Source organism: Hymenobacter montanus, from assembly GCF_014699115.1.
Classification (GTDB): Bacteria; Bacteroidota; Bacteroidia; order Cytophagales; family Hymenobacteraceae; genus Hymenobacter; species Hymenobacter montanus.
The window spans coordinates 1-17,715 of record NZ_JACXAD010000011.1 but is presented as its reverse complement, the minus strand read 5'-3'; the positions used below and the strand labels follow the sequence as shown (position 1 = coordinate 17,715).

Sequence of the window (17,715 nt, the reverse complement as noted above, 5' to 3'; positions counted from 1 at the left end):
CAGCTTTTTGCACATTCCACAAAGTGGCGGTCCTTCACATTGCCGCTACTTCTTCTGCGCCGGCTCAGTATTGGTGCGGCCGGGGCTACTACTTCGGTGGCTTGTAAAAGCGGCAATCCTTTCAGCCAAAGCCCTATTCGCTTGCGTGTGGGGTCACCGAACTCGTAAGGGTTGATGTTGGTCGGCTGGTCTGAATGCTTGCCCTAGGTAGCCTTTTGGATTCTCCACCGCGACAAATTCAATGGGGGCGTGGTACAACTCCCTCATGAACTTCAGCGCTTCTTCGCGTTTCTCAGCCCGTCCTGGAGCATTCCAGTGTCGTGTTCCGGCGTAGCTCAGATACCGGCATGGCGGGTGGGCTATCATCAAATCCCAGCCTTCGCGCAGTAGCTCGCGCACGTCGCCTTGGTGGTGTGGGCCCGGGTTCTCGGTGGGCAGCAGGTCGCAGCTTAGCGCGTCGTGGCCGGCAGCTAGAAAAGCATCCCGGACGATGCCTGAATATTCGCAGGCTACCAGCACCCTCATGCGGCTTGTGCCTGGGCGGCGCGGTGGTAGCGGCGGGGGTACTTGTCGAGCACCGACTTTTTGAATCCCCAGTCCTTTTCATTGAGCCGGACGCCCTGGATGCGGCCAGCGCGGCGGGCCCGTAGTAAGGCATCCTGGGAAAGGCCGATGTGGACGGCGGCGGCACGAGTGCTTAGGACCTCATCGGGTGGCGGTGCTGGATCCTGACGAGCTTGCTCAGCGGCTTCCAGACGGGTAAGGCGGGCTGTGAGGCTGTCCCACTCAGCCGCTGGCACGATGTAGGCAGTTTGCATGACTACGCTTGGGCTAGTTGTGCAGTGCGGGCGTCTAGTTCGGCGGCGCGGACTTTAGCGGCCTCGGCGGCGTTCAGGATGGCCTCAATGAGCTTGGGGTTCTTGCTGCTTTCACCACCTCATACAGGCCGCGTCGGCTGATAGTGTGGCCTGCTTCGGCTAGGGCTTCCTGGGCCTCGCGGATGACGCCGTGGCGGGTGGGCAAGGTGTCGAGCACCTTTTGCAGCGGGCTTTTTTCTTTGGCTTCCGTGTGCATAATTGTAGGTAGTTATTGGGTAAGTGAGTACATTTGGGTAATTCCCATTGTATTCATTGCTTACAAGTGTACGCAAAAAATTGTGCGTATAGTTCACCTGAATACCTATTATTATGGATAAAAACGCCACCGTGACTGACCGCATCAACGAAATGCTACAACATTACGGCCTGAATGCCAACAGTGTAACGCATAAACTTGGGTATGCTACTAACAGCAAAATGTACAAAATTTTGCAAGGCACAGAGCCAAGTTTTCCTACACTTGTAGACATACTGCGTGCCTTTCCTGACGTGTCGTCTTCATGGTTGGTGCTGGGTGAGGGGCCGATGCTGCTTGGGGAAACCGGCGGCGCGGTGCCTGCTGCAGAAAAGAAGACAACCGCTGGGCGTGCGCCTGTAGTGAACAGCGGGCACGTGGTGGCCATCACCGTCGACAAAGACGGCGACGATAACATGGAGATGGTGCCGATTCACGCCCAGGCCGGCTATGCGCTACAGCACAACGAGGCGGTGTTTGTGCAAGACCTACCACGCTACCGGGTGCCGGGCTTCGAACATGGGAAGTTTCGGGCGTTTGAGGTGGCTGGTGATTCGATGGAGCCCACGCTAAACCACCGGGATATTGTGGTATGCTCTTATGTCGACAACTGGCGGCTGCTGGTGCCAGATGACATCTATGTGGTCGTGACGACGGAAAGCGTGATGCTGAAACGGATTCGCGTGCGCATCAGCGGTAAGGGTGACGAGGTGGTGCTGCACTCCGACAACCCGCATCGGCGGCCGTACCCATTGGACGCGACCGACATTACGGAGTTGTGGCGGGTGCGGGGATATATCTCAACTTACCTGCCCAGCGCGCCCGACGTGACGGTTGAGCGGCTCTGGGAGGTGATTGAGGCGCTGGGCTTCGACAAGGGGGAGGTGCGGCGGCATTTGATGGAAAACGCTACCCCTAACGCTACCCATTGAAATAGAACAGCCGCTTCCTATTCGGTAAGCCACTAATAATATATATTTTACCGAGCTTTCCGGGTGTTGGGTTTTGCCACCGTCTCTGGTACTTTGAGGCTTGGCAGCCTTGTAACCCCCTAGAAAAGCCCGTTTGCAGCCAGCAAATGCAGTTTTTCTAGGGGTTTCCCATTTGGTGTCTACCACGTGAATTTTTCAGCAACAGTTTGTCTTCGCACGCCTGCTCAGAAAAATGGCCTCAATACAGTGCGCCTGCAGGTGATTCTAAATCGAAAAGTGATGCCCATCGCCCTGGGTATTGCGTGGCCCGAGCTTCTCTGGGATAAGGAGGCTAGCCGATGCTTATCCAAACTGCCAGCAGATAAGCGCTCGGCCGAGTGCCAAGTCCAGATGAAGGCGATAAGTGGCGTGCTCGGCGAGGACCTTACCGCCCGACTCCTCTCCTGGTCGGTATATACCCTATATATGGTATCCTGGCGCTCGGCAAACTCGGAGTTGGTGGAGCTGGTTGGCGGTGTCCTGGCCTTTGTCTTTTGTCGGCACGCGGGCGTGGATGGCGACTCGCATTAAGTAACAGGATTTTGGTAGCCAGCAGCCCTAGCAAAGTTTAAGTAGGCCAAAATTCTATTGTCTATTGCTCTGTGCATCGCATCCTTACCATACTGAGTAACCAGCGCAGGATGCATTTGCAATATTTTTTCCACCCATTCTTGTTTGTGCTTAATTAGTTCGACAGGGTCATTTATATTTTTCCCATCCGCAGCCAACTGCGCTTGTGTTTGCTGGAATACCATTTTAAAACTATCGTTTAAGTAGCTTAATAAGCGTAGAAAGTCTCGCATCGACCCTCGGGCGTGCTGCTTTCCTTATCTAGATTTTTGGCTGAACTATCAACGATTGCTATGACTTCCTCTGGGCTGAAGAGTAGTTCTGCTCCAGCGGCACTTGCTTTAGTCATTCCAGATATTTTTTTTCTTATTTCTACCCGATACCTGTTTAGAATAATTAAACTAAGCACCAACAAGACGACGGGAAATGATAAGAGTGCTTTTAAGAAGTCAACAAAAAGCTTCCAATCGAAAGAACAAGGGCACATCATAAAAGCGGCTGTTTAGGTAGCCATAAAGCTACGGAGTGCCCAAAATGGGTGTAAAAAACAGCCCCAAAAACCTGAGTTTCGGGGCTGTTTGGGCAGGGGAAATTACCCTTCAAAGTACCGACTTTTTTGTCCGGAATCCGCCAGAGAGCATAATTAGCATTCTCCCAGCCTAGTCTCGCCAAGAAAGCTGCCTCTACTCTTCCCTCATTTTTCAGATCAATTAGGAGGGAGACGCTAGCCGTTTCTGCTTTGGGCGGAGGGAAAAAGAACTGCGCTGCGGCAGCCACGAGCGGGGCGGGGTCCCGGCGATACCAGTCCAGGCGCGTTCGCAGAGCGTTGGTCCAGCCGGCTACCTGGGCGGATTGCGCCAAAAGCGCGGCAAAGCCCAACCGCCGCAAGCGCGCATCCGGGCTGTCGGCCAGCGCGAGCTCGAAGGCTTGCAGTGAATTAACGCCCGGTTTCGCGCCGGGGCGTTGGCCACTCGCTTCAAGGGCCTGTACCGTTGCCATAAGGGACTCGGCGTCCAATTCGTTGGTTTCGGCAAGTCCGGATAAGTACGTGGCCAGCTCATTTCAGGGTAAGCCGGCAACGGCGAGCTTGGCGCGCGAAAGAACCGTCAGCGGGTCGTCGTGGAGGGCGTCTAAAACACCGCGCACCACTAAGCGCAAACGGCTGCGGTTAGTGGTCAGGGCGGAGTGCAAGGCGTTTAGGGTTCCTTGCAAGGCGCGTCGGTTGGGCCGAACCTGGGCAACGGTTTGGCAGATAGCGTCGACATTTTGCGCCGCATTGGTGGCATAAGTCGCAACATGCGGTTCAGAAGGGTTTTTCATGACAACTTTTAGAAAAGAGTCAATGCATACCCGGACGGGACAAAGACGCAAAAAAGGGCCCCGGAACCGTGTTCCGGGGCCCTTTCCCAATAAACTCTGAGTAGGACTTAATTAAGAAGTCAAGCCTTTATCGCGGTACTAACAACTCAATACTATTGGCTGGATATCGTAAGCCCGGGTTAGCGGGCTACTTCCACCCAGCCTTTCCAGCTTTCGCCGGTGTTGCTGTCAATCTTGTAGTAGTACAGGCCACTGGGTACGTTATCTTTACCCCAGCCTTCGACGTAGTTGGCTTGCTCGAATACCTGCTTGCCCCAGCGGTCGAAAATCCTGATGCTCACGGGCTGGAATGCTACGAAAGGCTTGAAGGTATCGTTCTTGCCATCGTTGTTGGGCGTGATGATGTTGGGAAGCTCATATTTACGAACCAGCACGGCCAGCTCCTGCACGTCTTCGCACTCGCCCTGCGCAGAGCGGGTAGTGAGGCGCACCTGATAGTTGCCAGGTTCCGTGTAGGTGTGCGCGGGAGTCCGCTCGGTGCTCGTCTGCCCATCACCGAAGTTCCAGAGGTAGCTCAGCGTGGCCGAGGTTCTGGGAGAGGTGGCAGTGAAGGAGATGGGGGTACCCGTAAACTCGTTGGTCGTACTGGCCGCAATGCTGACTTGCACCCGCGGGATTACATTCACCAGCACGGTATCGCGGCTGTTACAGTTGTTGGGCGTAGTGGTGGTCAGAAGGTAGTAGGTACTAGCCGTCGGCGAGGCGATGACGGTGCGGCTGGAGGTGGTGTTGAGGCCGACCGGGGGAAACCAGTTGTAGGTCACGCCCGGCCCGGCGTCGGGTACCGAAATAGTAACGGAGTTCCCTTCGCAGATGGTACGGTCGGGGCCGGCCGCCGCGGGGGGCAGGCCAAACACCTCGATGGTGTCGGTAGAGCTAACGCTTTGCAGGCAGTTAGCGGGGTCGAAAACGGTGAGCTTGGCCACGTAGCGACCCGGGTTTCGGTACACGGTGCTGACCTGCACAGCATTGCTGGTGGAAGTTAGACTGTTGCCGAAGTCCCAGATGGAGCTTACCCCCGTGAGGGACGGACGCGTGAAATAAACCGTCAACGGTGCGCAGCCCCGCCGGATGCGCGGTCCCGCCGGAATGTTGGAAGCCGTGAAGGTGGCGTTCAGCTGCAAGACGTCCATTTTGAAAGCGGCATTATTGTAGGAGCCGGAGCCCTTGGCAGTAGCCCAGGCATTGGGCGTCGTGAAGTCGTTGCCGCCAGTACCCACAGTACCCACGCACATCGATTCGTAGATGACGCCGCGCTTGTCGAAGCGCGAGGTTCCCCCGTCGACGTGGGCGTTGCCATTGCCGAAATACGTGGCGTACACCAGGTTCTCCGCATTGGCGGACAGCTGCATGATGTAGTGGTAGCCACCCCCCGTGACGGTACGGATAAGCGCGTCCGGGGTGGTGGGCATGTTCGTAATCGAGGTACTGGTACTCAGTTGGCCGCCCCAGCCCGCCAGCAGGATCTGGCCGCAGTTGTCGACCAGGAAGGCCGTAGGCGAGATGTTCAGCGCGGAAGCGGGCCCATTGCCAATCACCGTAGAGAAGAGCGAGGTAGTAAGCTCCCGGTTGATTTTATGAATAAACTGGCGGCTGTTGGCATTGGAATACACCCCTGGGCTTACGGGGTAGTCTCCATCCGTTTGGCCGTAGAGGTAGACGTTGCCCTGAAGGTCGAGCTGCACGAAGTGAGCCTGGTCGTAGCCGCTGGTGCCCACGTAGCTGCTCCGGATCAGGCTGTTGCCACCCGGCGCGATACGAGCGATAAATCCGTCGCTGACGCCTCCTTTGTAGGTGGCGTTGAGGCCGCCCGAGGTACCCGGGAAGTCGGTGCTGGACGTGCCCCCGCTAACGAACACCGTGCCGGCCCCATCGACCTGGATGGAATACGCCGCGTCGTTGTTGCTGCCACCCAGGAAGGAGCTCCACACGAGCGAGGAGAGGCCGGAATTCATTTTTACAACCACCGCGTCGGCGTTGCCCGCCAGCGTTGGCTGAAAGCCGCCCACGATCGGAAAGTTGGCGGAGGCGGAATTGGAGGCCAGATAAATATTTCCTTCCGCGTCCGTGGTGATGTCCCCGCGGTAAGCGTCGCCATAATTTTTACGCAGCGTGCTCGGCGTTTGTCCGTCCAGGCCGCTGTTGCCCAGGAACGTGGAAGCCAGTAATTGCTGGCCGTTGGCGCTGAGCTTCGAGATTACAATGTCGATTCCCGAGTTATATGAGGGGTCGTAAGCACCGACCGTAGTAGGAAAGTTACCGGAATTGGTAGAGCCTAAAATAACCAGATTGCCCATCGGATCCACCACCATGCTGTGGGGGTGGTCGTCGCCGCCGCCGCCAATGTAGGTGCCATAAACCCTGGAGGCGGCGCCCGCGGCGGCCGGATTGAACTTCATAATGCCATAGTCCTGGCCGGCCTCGTAACTTACGTCGTAGGCGCCGATGGTAGTAGGGTAGCCCTGATTAAATACCACCCCGCCCGCGTACAGATTGCCTTGCTCGTCGAACGTGGCGGTATACCCATAGTTGCTGGCCGCGGAGCCCGAGTACGTAGAGTACACCAGCACTGGGTCGATGACCAGCGGCAGCGCATGGTTGTAGCCCTGGGGAAAGTCGAAGGTCAGGTTGTTGTTCGAGTCGAGCCGATACTTGCAGGGCACCGGCACTCGCCGGTCTTTCAGCAGCTGATACGCGATGGCGGCCTGCTCGACTACCGTGCCGACCGAGGTGGTAATTTGGAGGGCTCCATTCACGAGGCTGAGCTTCTGCTGGCCTTCGTAGCGCAGTTTGATCTGGCGGGCGTCCGCCCCGGGCGCCAGCTCAAAGTCGTATTCGAGGTGCGAGTCATGGGTGTAAAACCGGAGGCTGGTGCCGGGGTAGATTTTCTCGTAGCGGACCTCGTTGTAAATGGGCACGTTGCTAGCCCACTTGGCGCGGTCGTTCCCGATAAAGTAGTTGTTGGCCGAGCCCGTGGGAGCTTCTCCCTTGGCTGTGGCCTGCAGGTCGGCTCCTACGAAGGTTACCGAGTAGGCATGCGCTTTTAATCGGTGCTGCTGGTTATCGGGCCCTTTGTCGTGCAGCGCCTCTATTTGCTTCACATCATAGAGTGCCTGCACCAGTCGGTTACGCTCAAAAAACAGCTTGCCGCCGGGCACGTCGGTAGCGAAGAGAACCGATTGGGGCCATTGATTACCGTTGGCCACGAATTCCAACTGGGTAGTAGCCGGGGAAGCCACCACTTTCGCGGTTGGGTTAGTAGCCATCGTGGGCGTTGCCAGGGTAACAGCGAGGATAGCGCTCAAACTCGCTAAACGAAGAAACGGCTGCCGGAGCAGGGTAGAAGTGTGCATATAGCGTGGTAGATGAGAGTGGAGGAAGTAGCGTTCCGTAGGAACGGGCACGCAAAATATGCTATATTCAGCAAGAAAAACCAGAAGGGCTTCCTTTCCAGTAGGACCAAGCCTTGTCGAAACGGAAATTCTCGGGAGCCCGCGCCATGTTTCGCGGCTCTTTAACCCCGCTGCGGGAGAAGTTCCGGCCCTACGTTCTCCCAAAAAACCTGAAGGGAGTAATTGATTGAATGATAAAGGTATGGAGCTCCATCATAGGCAGGTGGCTCGGCTCGCCGGTGGCGCGGCAACGCGCCGTCACGGTATCATTTGCCAGCGTCTGGTGGTCGACGGCGGGGCAAAGCGGTACGCCGATAAAATCCCGAATAGGGCAAGCTCCGAATTACATCTTTTCCTGCGGGCCCCCGACCGAAGTCGTCGTGTCGGGCATTGAATAGCCGCCTTCGGGTAAACGATGCCACGGCCTGGTACCGCGGGAAAGTGCTGGTTCTAATTGGCTGCTCTCGGTGTAAGCCTGGCCGGCCGCACGTGGCCGGGAGCAGGCGGCCAGCTCAGGGTAGGAGCTTCTTATCAGCTAGCCACACCGCTTTGGCCCAGGCGCTCAGGCGCGGCGGGTCAGCCAGCAGCAGGCGCGGGATTGTTGCCCTGGGCTTCCTCCGCTACCACCAGAAACCCGTAGCCAAAAACGAACATGTTCAGGCCAATTTGCAGGCTTAGCACGTCGGCGACCATCATGACCGTGGCCTGGGTGAGGATAAAAAAGCAGATGTAGGGATTGCGCCGGGTCCGGGGCTGGGCCAAGGGCCAAAACAGCACCGCCAGCCACAGGGCCAGCCCTACCAGCCCGCCGCCCAGCAGGGCATCCAGGTATTGGTTGTGTACTTCGATGCGGTTGGCGGGCCGCAGCCCGAAATCGCGCCAGCTGTACTGGTCCATCATGGCCGCGTGGCTATCGGCCGGCCCCACGCCCAGCAGCCAGTGCTGGCGGATGACGGTGATTGCCGTTTCCATTGCCGCCAGCCGGCGGGCCAGGGAGTAGTTGTTGATGTCGTGCCCCTGCGTATACTGCTGCACATCCCACACGGTGGCGTTGGTGCGCTGCCGTACCGATTCGAGCGTGTGGTAGGCCAGCCAGGGCCCCAGCCCCAGCAGGGCCAGCAACCCCAGGCCCCAGGCCAGGTGCCGGCGGGCCAGCAGCCAGCCCACTACCGCCAGCAGCCCGACGTAGAGCACCAGCAGCCCCGTCCGGTAGGCCAGTACGTGCAGGACCAGCAGGATGGCTCCGGCGGACGCCAGCAGCGCGGCCCGCAGCCAAGGGGCCGCTAACGGGTGCCGCTGCAGGAGCAGGCCCCAGAAGAAGCTCTGGGCCAGCATAACCCCAAACGAAATGTGAAAAACGCGGGTAATGGCCTGCATGTTCTGCCCGATGTGAATGGCTTCGTTGGCCTGAGCGGGGTTCAGCAGGTATTGGCCCAGGGTGGCCAGGCCCACGGCGGTAGTGCCCAGCACGAAGAATGCCCCTACCGACAGCCGCTGCCCCGGCGTGAGCGGGACCGCCAGCGTAAAAGCCAGCGGCACCCCCAGCCAGGGCAGGCTGCGAAATACTTCGTGGCGCCAGACCGGCCAGTCGCTGGTGTAGCAACTGCTCAGCAGTAAAAAAGCCACGATGGCCGCTGCCCGCAGGGCGGCCCCGTTGCGCCAGTAAGCCGGCAGGTCGCGCCGCAAGTGCGGGTTGGCCAGCACCGCGAACACGCCCGCCACGGGGGCCAGGGCCACCAGGGCCCGCGCCGCCAGCAGCCCCAGCACGCCCGCCAGGCAGGCTAGCCATAACAGGTGCCGCGAAAAACGGCCGGAAGAATAATAGTGCGCGAAAACTAGTGGCATATGGCTTGACACTTACCTTAAAAAGCAAAGTTCAGCAGGCGAGCCCGGCGAAGCACTACACCGGCTTTGCTCAAGCGGGTAGTGGCCATCCTTAAGGGAGGTGCTTTGCTACACCCGGGGTAGTCCGGCCGGGCCGCTTCTTGCTGTTCTTTAGCGAGATACTCAGCTCGGCCAGGGGGCTGCAGGCTTGCGAAAAATTCCCACTGGGAAGCGCTGGAGTAAAGCATGAGCCACCAACGGATTGTAAATAATGCGGGCACAAAGTAACCGGTCAAAAGTTTGGGGCGGGCGTATTGCGCCCCTGATTTGGGTATTGTTAACGGGGGAGGCAGATGCCTGGCCTCCGGTTCATACACACCACCCGCCCGAAAGATTTATGAACTCTCAGACACGTACGAAGTGACGGCAGGGAAGGGAGCGACTTGCTGATAGGCACCTGGTTAAGCGGATAGGATAAGGTTTTATTGATATTTTATATCATTCATTACTAAGTTGATAAATAATACAAAGCTTGAGCTTGTAGTATTAATAGATTAAATAATTTCCAGAAAAAGTAAAACGAGCTTAATTTGCGGTCATTAATCCAGGTTTCCATCTGGGGTAGTGTTTTCCCGCATAACTACGTGACAGCTTTGTTAGGTAGCGGGTTGCTTTCTGCTGTTCCTGTGGCATTCGAGCTGTCATGGGTGTTTTGACCGCCGTTCTGGGGCGGCTTAATGTTTCGCGTGGCCGCGCCGGTTGCTGGCCCAGCCCCATTTCTACCCGTTGCCCTTACCAATGCTTCGCTTTTAAGTCAACTCCTTATTGCCTGCCCAGCTCCGCTGCATAGCAAAGCCGGGCGCCTGCGTGCGTGGGTCTAATAACACCTTGGCGGCCCAGAACCACTATTTCTATTATTTTTCGCATGAAGACACCAGTACTGGGCCGCCTTGGCAACAAGGCATTCGCGGGCGCATTGACGTATTGCCGAACCTGGCTGTCGGCCATCGTCCTTCTTGGTTATGTGAGCGCCCAAGCGCAGGACCGGAGCATGGACTTGCTGCCGCCCAAGTTTGTTCCCACGTCGCCGACCCTCACCAGCTTCGCGCGATTTGATTCGCAAAAGCTGGTTGACCTGCCCACTGGCGCCGCGCAATTGGCAGTTCCGTTAGCCAACATAACTTCCGGGGAGTTGCAGTTGCCGGTTTCGTTGGCTTATTCGTATACCGGGCTTCAGGTGTACCAGCCCTGGGACCTGGTGGGGCTCGGCTGGGCCCTGCAGGCGGGCGCAAGCATCAGCGTACAAGTCAACGGCCTGTACGACGGAGCCCCCGTTGGCGCTGGCAACGAGTACCGCCCGGCGAACGTCTACGCCGGCGTGAGCGACCAACGCTACCTTAAGCGGGTGGCCGATGGGTTGGCGGATTCGGCGCCGGATGTGTATTCTTTTTCGTTACCGGGGGGAGCGTCGGGCCGCTTTGTTATGCAAGATACCGCCATTATATTGCTCCCCCAACAACCTTTGCACATCCGCCGGATTGCCAGCGGGGGTTTCCAGATCACCACCGAAAGCGGGATACGTTACCAATTTCAAGTCCGGGAGCAGACCCGCCCCAACCACAACAATTTCGGTTCGACCTTCAGCACGTTGGGCACCTATACGTCGGCTTGGCAGCTTACGCGCATCATTTCTACCGACAACGCCGATACGCTGCGCTTTTATTACACCAACCACGGCTTTGAGCTAGCTCCTAATCGGTGCTCCGTTACCACGGGCCAATTCTCCGTTACGCTGCCCGAAACCACCGGAAATTGCGGCTCGCCGGCGGATTATCCGTTTCATAATGTTTTTATGTTTCCCAATCGTCTGGAGTCGCAGTACTTAGACTCCATTACGGGCCGGGGCGGGCACTTGCTACTGGTGCGCAACCGCACGAGTCACGAACTACAACGGGTGCGCTTGATCGCCACAACCGGTGGCCGCCGGGAGATAAGAAGCATACAGCTATACCAATCCCATTTTGACGGAAACACTTCAACGGAGTACCGGCTACGACTTGACTCCCTGCAGGAAAGCGCCAACGGAATGGCGCTGCCGGCTTATCGCTTCTTCTATGTTGCAGGAGATATGCTCGCCCGTGGCAGTGCTGCGCAAGACTACTGGGGCTACGCCAACGGTGCCATTCGTAACGGTGATTACACGACAACCACAGTACCTACGCTGCTGGCGGACCCGCGGTTGGGAAGCTTGGCCGCGGACCGACGCCCAAACTTCCTGAGCGCGGTCGCGGGGGCCTTGGAGCAGGTTCGCTACCCCACCGGAGGAACGAGCCGCTGGGAGTACGAGCCCGGGCGCCTCGCGGCGGAGTCCACCGACATTCCCCTGGTTGAAGAAGTAATCGTTCTGGGCCCGGTGGGATTCGATCCCAGCACCGCGAAGCCTTTGGACGGGGGCCGGATACCGGTCACCACGTCGGGTTTTCTGCCGTTCGAAGTTAAGCAGGAAGGCGAGGTCCTGGTCGGGCTCTCGCGTCAGCCTACCGAAAGCAACAACCGGCTCCAGGATTTCAACATCTGGCAGCGCTTGCCCACGGGAGACGCGCTCATTACGAACCAGGACCCCGGTACGTACCGGGCCCCGGCGTCGACCGACGGCAAGGACTTCACGTTTCATTTGATGCCGGGCAACTACGTGGCAAAGCTGTACGTGGAGCAGAACGACGAGATCATGTTCCTAACCGTTCATATGGCTTACCGGGACTCGACCTTGTTCAAGTTCGGGTTGCCCGGACCCGGCGTGCGGGTTCGGCGCACGACTACGACGGCTGCGGGCGCCCCGCCCTTGGTCCGCACGTATTCCTACGATTCCGGGCTGGGCCGATCGCCCTCCGGGGTCTCGCTGTTGCCGCAGTACGGCATGGGCTTCGACCAATGGTCCTATAGTGAATCTGGAATAGGATCATCCGGAGGCTGCTTAGACCCCACAAACGGGCTGCCTGTTTACGCGTGGACACGCAGTTTCACCATCACGTCCTCGGATAATCAAGGTTTGGGCAATGAATTCAATAAATATAGTTTTTATTACCGCGAAGTCACCGAGCGGGAGGGAAACGACCAAGGAATGACAGTCAGTTATTTTACTCACCGCCCGCAACAATTCAACGATGTGGTACTGCACCGGCGGCTGATTTACCGGCAGGATCCATCGCGCCCAGGGGGGCGGCAATTAGCGAGCAGTGAAAACTACACCTATGCAACGGACAGTGTCGTATCTTTTATCACCATTCGGTCTCGCTTGCGATCGAAGATTCTCCCCGGGGTTACTATTCCTGCCACGCAGGAACCGGAGCAATACGGGGTGGACATGTACGACCTGCACGCCGCCTTTGAGGCACCCGTTCTAACGGAGCAGCTGCGCTACGACGAACAGGGGGCGGTGCTGGCCTCCAGCACCCGCTCCTCCTACCGGCGCCAGCGGCTGGTGCGCATGGCCACTCGTTCCAACATGGGCTGGGACATTCAGCACTACAAGCGTTTGAGCGACTACACGGCCAGGCCGGCGGTGGTGGCCTTGCGCGTCAATCATTTCAACCCGGTGGTGGAAACGCAGCGGTGGCGGCGGGGATTGACGGACGCCGACTCAGCACTGGTTGGTGGGCAGCTAACCTTTTATGGTCCGGCCGGGCGGCACGCGGCCGGCCACTGGGACTTGCGCCTGAGCCAACCCGTGGCCGGGCCCAACGCCGAGCGCAGCGCCAACGGGGCCTTCACCGCATTCAAAAGCGATACGCGCTACGCCCCAACGGATAGCGTGTGCTACGACCCGGCCACGGGCTTGCTGGTGGAACGCCGCCTGCCGCACGCGCCCGTGACCAGCTACTTATGGGGGTACGACCGCAGCGGCCTCGTGGCCCAGGTGGAAAACGCCACTTATAGCCAGCTAATTGCCGTGTTGGGCGCGGCGGCCGTGCGCCAGCTGGCCGGCCCTCATCCCGGCACTGACGCGCAGGTGCGCCAGCTGCTGCAGCCCTTGCGCCGCCAACTGCCCCAGGCGCGCGTCACCACCTTCACGCAGCAGTCCCTGGTGGGCCTGACCTCGCAAACCGACCCGGCGGGGCGCACCACCTTCTACGAATACGACGGGCTGGGCCGCTTGCTACGCACCCGCGATGACCAAGGTCGGGTGCTCTCCCAGCAGCAGTACCACTATGCCGGCCACTAAGCCCGGGCCGCGCTGCCGCGGGTTCTTTCTCCTTACTTTTCTTTGCTGATTATGCCTGCTCTTTACTTCTTCCCGCGCGCCGGTGGGCGCTGGGCACTGACTGCGCTGTTGTGGCTGAGCGCCGCCTTTTTCGGAGCCCGGGCCCAGGCCGTGCCGCCAGGCCAGGGCCTGGTGGCCGACACGACTGAGCTGCGGGTGCTGCGGGAGTTCTACGACGCCACCGACGGCCCGCAGTGGACCACCCGCACCAACTGGCTCACGGGCACCACGCTGGCCCAGGCCGCGGCCTGGGCCGGGGTGTGGGTGGCCAACGGCGACGTAGTCGAGCTGGGCATGTACAGCAACGGCTTGCGTGGCCCGCTGCCCGCCAGCCTGGGGCTGCTGCGCGGCCTGCAAGTGCTGTACTTGCCCGGCAACCGCCTGAGTGGGCCCTTGCCCGCCAGCCTGGGCAGCCTGCCTAACCTGCGCCAACTGCAACTCTGGCAAAACCAGTTCACCGGGCCAGTGCCTCTGGCCTGGGCCCAGCTCGACTCGCTGCGGGTGCTTGGCTTGAGCTCGAACCGCCTGTCCGGGCCCGTGCCCGCCGAGTTGGGCCGCCTGGTGCGTCTGGAACACCTGAACCTGAGCGACAACCTGCTCACCGGGCCCCTTCCCCCACAGCTGGGCCAGCTCTGGCGCCTGCGCGAGCTGGACCTGTACGCCAACCGCCTGAGCGGCCCGATCCCGCCCGCCCTGGGCCAGCTGCGGCAGCTGCAACTGCTGGTGCTGGCCGTTAACCAGCTCACCGGCCCGCTGCCGGCCGAGCTGGGCCAGCTCGGCGAGCTGACGAGTCTGCAGCTCTGGCAGAACCCCATCCAGGACTCGATTCCGGCCGCCTGGGGCCAGCTCGGGCGCTTGCAGTGGCTCAACCTGAACCAGTGCGGGCTGCGCGGACGTCTGCCCGCCAGCCTGGACCAGTTGCGGGCCTTGCGGAGCCTGAGCGTCAATGCCAACCAGCTCCGGGGCCCCTTGCCCGCGGGGTTGGTGCAACTGCCGCAACTGGAACTGGTCGACGCCGAGTACAACGCGTTCAGCGGGCCGCTGCCCCCGCGCTGGACGGCCTCGCTGCGCGAACTGCGCCTGGGCTTCAACCGGCTGGCCGGTGTCCTGCCGGCGGGGCTGGCCCAGGCGAGTCCGCTGCGGGTGCTGCGGCTGGGGGGCAACCAACTGACGGGGGCCATTCCCCCCGGCTGGGGACGGCTGAACGCCTTGCAGCAGTGCTGGCTGGGGGACAACCAACTCAGCGGCCCGCTGCCCGACTCGCTGACCTACCTGAGCCAGCTCACGTACCTGAACCTGGCCCACAACCAGCTCAGCGGGGCCCTGCCCGACTCGTTGGGCCGCTGGGCTGCCCTGCAGGTGTTGGCGCTGGATCACAACCGCTTCAGCGAAGCCGTGCCGGCGGGGCTGGGCCGCTGCGCGCAACTGCGCGAGCTGGACCTGTCCTTCAACCGCTTCACGGGGGGGCTGGCGCCACTGGCCGGGCTGCGAAACCTGACCTGGGCCTCCGCCAGCGACAACCAGCTCCGCGGCCCGCTGCCGGTCGAGCTAGGCCAGCTGCCGCAACTGCAGGCCCTGGCGCTGAATAACAATCGCTTCACGGGCTCGCTGCCGGCCACGCTCGGAGCCGGCGGCGCCCTGGCCTGGGTGAGCCTGAGCGGCAACCGCCTTTCGGGCACGCTGCCGGCGGCCGTGCTCACCCGCCCGGCCCTGCGCCTGCTCACGCTGGCCGACAACGAGCTGACCGGCGTCGAGGAGCTGGGCGGGGCCACGGGCCTGGCCGCCAGCCTGGACGTGCAAGAAAACCGGCTGGACTTCGCCAGCCTCGAGCGCCTCTATCAAGGCTCGGGGCTGGCGCGGTTGAGCCACGCCGACGGGCGGGGGCAGCGTCCGCCGGTGGGGGTGGACACGGCCCGCTACCTGGCCGGGGGCGTGCTCGAGCTGCGGGTGCCGGGCCCGGCCGCCGCGCACGTCTACCGCTACCAGTGGCAGCGGCTGGTGGCCGGGCAGTGGGTGAACCTACCCGGCGATACGCTGGCCACCAAGCGCTGGGAAGTGGCCACGGCCGCCGAGCAGGGCACCTACCGCCGAGCCGAGCACAACCGCTGGTTCACCGACGGGGCCCTGGCCCCGACCGAGCTCTACTCGGCGATGGTCTATGCCGACCTGCTGCCCTACCCCCCGCTGGCCCGCAACCGCCCCGATGACACCAACCGGGGCCCGGCCATCCTCCCCCTCCTCGCCGAGCCCATCGACTGGAACGCTCCGTCCCAGGGCGATGTGAACTTCGTGCGCACCTGGACCCCACGCGAGGCGCTGACCGACTCGAGTCGGGTGCCGCGGGCCCCGGTGGACTCGGTGGCCATGCGCACGGTGTACCTCGACGGGCTGGGGCGGCCCGTGCAGACGGTGCAGCACCAAGCCTCGCCCCAGCGGCGGGATTTGGTCCAGCCCCAGGCCTACGACGGGCTGGGCCGCGAGCCCCGCCAGTACCTGCCCTACCCGGCTGATCCGGCCCAGGCCACGGGCCAGGGCTACCACGTGCAGGCCCTGACCGCCCAGGCGCAGTTCTACCAGCCGACCGGGCTCGGGCCCCTGCCGGCCGACGACCCGGCCCGGGGGGTGGCCCCGACGGGGGTGGCCTACGCCGAAACCCTGTTCGAGCCCTCGCCCCTGAACCGGGTGCTGGCCCAGGCGGCGCCCGGCGAGAGCTGGCAGCTGACCAGCGGGCACGCGCAAGAGCGGCTGGAGCGGCCGAACACGGCCCAGGACTCGGTGCCGCGCTTTGTCCCGGGCTACGAGGCCCAGGACCGGGACCCCGGCTACCAGGGCTACTACGCCCCCGGGGAGCTGTGGGGGGTGCAAACCACCGACGAGCAGACCGGGCCCGGCGGCGGGGGCTACGCCACGATCGAGTGGAAGGACAAGCTTGGGCAGCCCGTGCTGCGGCAGGTGGAAGGGGCCCGCACCGGCAGCGGGGCGGACACGCGGCGGCGCTGGCTGCGCACGGCGTATGTCTACGACGACTTCGGCCATCAGCGCTACGTGCTGCCGCCCGAAGCCACCAAGCGGGTGCTGGCCCTGGGCAACCGGCCAGCTCCATTGCCGACCAGTGCCGCGCCCTTCCTGTTCCACTACCGCTTCGACGGCCGCGGTCGGCAAATCGCCAAGCAGGTGCCGGGCACGGACGGGGAGACGTGGGTGGTGTACGACGAGCTGGACCGGGCGGTGCTGAGCCAGGACGCGGCCCAGCGGGGGCGGCGGGAGTGGAGCTGGAGCAAGTACGACGCGCTGGGGCGGGTCGTGCTCACCGGCCTGGTGACCCACGCCCAGACGGTGGACCGCGAGACGCTGCAGGCGCAGGCCGACGCTACCCCTGACGCGGCCCAGCAGTACGAGCAGCGCACGGCCACTGGCAGTGCTTATCCGCAATTCTACACCACCGACCAGGCCTTCCCGCGCCTGGGCCAGCAGGGTTTCGGGCCGGGGCAGGTGCTGACGGTGACCTACTACGACGACTATAACTTCGACCAGGACGCGCAGGGTACGGCCGATGTGGCCTACAACCCGAGCCTGGACGGGCAGTTCGCGGCGGGCACGGCCCCGGTGGCCGACGTACTGCGCACCACGGGCTTGGTCACGCGCACCAAGACCCGGGTGCTGGGCGTGGAGGGGACGCAGGCGGGAGCGTGGCTGATGACGACGACCTTCTACGACGAGCGGGCCCGGCCCGTGCAGGTGCAAAGCACCAACGCCCGGGGTGGGCTCGACCTGGTCACCACCCGCCTGAATTTCACGGGCCAGCCTCTGCAGACGGTGAGCATGCACGAGGGCCCGAACCACGCCCCCGTGCAAGTAGCTGAGTTCTTCACCTACGACCACACGGGGCGGCTGGTGAGCACGCGTCAGCAACTGCCCGGCGAGGCCCAGCCCACCCCGCTGGCGCGCGTGGCCTACAATGAGCTGGGGCAGTCGCTGACGAAGACCGTGGGCACGGGTCGGCTGCGGCAGGAGGTGGACTACGCCTACAACATTCGCGGCTGGCTGACGAGTGTGAACAACCCCTATGCCCCGGACCCGCGGGACTTGTTCAGTCTGAGCCTGCACTACGAGCGGGGCTTCACCCGCGGCTACGAGCAATACACCGGGAACCTGACGGGGCAGACCTGGCGGGGGCGCGACGGGGTGCAGCGGGCCTACGGCT

The 17,715-nt window shown here is 61.6% G+C and carries 13 protein-coding genes; 4 read left to right on the top strand and 9 right to left on the bottom strand.

The window, feature by feature from the left end; translation table 11 throughout:
* Nucleotides 1-153 precede the first annotated feature (153 nt).
* The 3 genes from IC235_RS22105 to IC235_RS11125 form a co-directional block, all read right to left on the bottom strand.
* Nucleotides 154-525: a hypothetical protein gene (locus IC235_RS22105; RefSeq protein WP_223847228.1), complete on the bottom strand. Its 372-nt coding sequence runs from the start codon at nt 523-525 to the stop codon at nt 154-156.
* Entirely contained in the window at nt 522-818 is a 297-nt protein-coding gene (locus IC235_RS11130) for a DNA-binding protein (RefSeq protein WP_191005257.1), read from the bottom strand. Before IC235_RS11130 ends, IC235_RS22105 begins: the two co-directional genes overlap by 4 nt.
* Before the next feature lie 73 nt (nt 819-891).
* Nucleotides 892-1,074, bottom strand: a complete 183-nt coding sequence (locus tag IC235_RS11125) for a hypothetical protein (RefSeq protein ID WP_191005256.1) — start codon at nt 1,072-1,074, stop codon at nt 892-894.
* Nucleotides 1,075-1,367: 293 nt separating this feature from the next.
* Here IC235_RS11125 and IC235_RS11120 point away from each other — a divergent pair, with 293 nt between their 5' ends.
* The gene (locus IC235_RS11120; protein ID WP_317173560.1) at nt 1,368-2,045 is read left to right on the top strand and encodes a S24 family peptidase; all 678 of its coding nucleotides are present in this window, start codon (nt 1,368-1,370) and stop codon (nt 2,043-2,045) included.
* 566 nt (nt 2,046-2,611) lie between these two features.
* On the opposite strand, the gene IC235_RS11115 is transcribed toward IC235_RS11120, so the two are convergent.
* Nucleotides 2,612-2,839, bottom strand: coding sequence for a hypothetical protein (locus IC235_RS11115; protein WP_223847227.1), 228 nt, complete (start codon nt 2,837-2,839; stop codon nt 2,612-2,614).
* 84 nt (nt 2,840-2,923) lie between these two features.
* Between IC235_RS11115 and IC235_RS11110 the strand changes: the two genes are divergently transcribed.
* Complete coding sequence (locus tag IC235_RS11110) at nt 2,924-3,160, top strand: hypothetical protein (RefSeq protein WP_191005253.1); 237 nt, start codon at nt 2,924-2,926, stop codon at nt 3,158-3,160.
* Here IC235_RS11110 and IC235_RS11105 read toward each other — a convergent pair.
* From IC235_RS11105 to IC235_RS11085, 5 genes are all read right to left on the bottom strand, one after another.
* Nucleotides 3,141-3,653, bottom strand: a complete 513-nt coding sequence (locus tag IC235_RS11105; RefSeq protein ID WP_191005252.1) for a hypothetical protein — start codon at nt 3,651-3,653, stop codon at nt 3,141-3,143. The genes IC235_RS11110 and IC235_RS11105 overlap by 20 nt on opposite strands.
* Before the next feature lie 63 nt (nt 3,654-3,716).
* Nucleotides 3,717-3,974 carry a hypothetical protein gene (locus IC235_RS11100; protein WP_191005251.1) on the bottom strand — a complete coding sequence of 86 codons (258 nt, stop codon included), beginning with the start codon at nt 3,972-3,974 and terminating at the stop codon, nt 3,717-3,719.
* A 179-nt stretch (nt 3,975-4,153) separates the two neighbouring features.
* On the bottom strand, nt 4,154-7,387 hold the full coding sequence (locus IC235_RS11095) for a DUF7948 domain-containing protein (protein ID WP_191005250.1): 3,234 nt from the start codon (nt 7,385-7,387) through the stop codon (nt 4,154-4,156).
* Nucleotides 7,388-7,577: 190 nt separating this feature from the next.
* On the bottom strand, nt 7,578-7,688 hold the full coding sequence (locus tag IC235_RS22820; RefSeq protein ID WP_394355265.1) for a hypothetical protein: 111 nt from the start codon (nt 7,686-7,688) through the stop codon (nt 7,578-7,580).
* Nucleotides 7,689-8,002: 314 nt separating this feature from the next.
* Nucleotides 8,003-9,271 carry an O-antigen ligase family protein gene (locus tag IC235_RS11085; protein ID WP_191005249.1) on the bottom strand — a complete coding sequence of 423 codons (1,269 nt, stop codon included), beginning with the start codon at nt 9,269-9,271 and terminating at the stop codon, nt 8,003-8,005.
* 904 nt (nt 9,272-10,175) lie between these two features.
* On the opposite strand from IC235_RS11085, the gene IC235_RS11080 reads away from it, so the two are divergent.
* Both IC235_RS11080 and IC235_RS11075 read left to right on the top strand, forming a co-directional pair.
* On the top strand, nt 10,176-13,472 hold the full coding sequence (locus tag IC235_RS11080; protein ID WP_191005248.1) for an RHS repeat protein: 3,297 nt from the start codon (nt 10,176-10,178) through the stop codon (nt 13,470-13,472).
* A gap of 51 nt (nt 13,473-13,523) precedes the next feature.
* Nucleotides 13,524-17,715: DUF6443 domain-containing protein (locus tag IC235_RS11075; RefSeq protein ID WP_223847226.1), on the top strand; the 4,192-nt coding region annotated here is incomplete at its 3' end.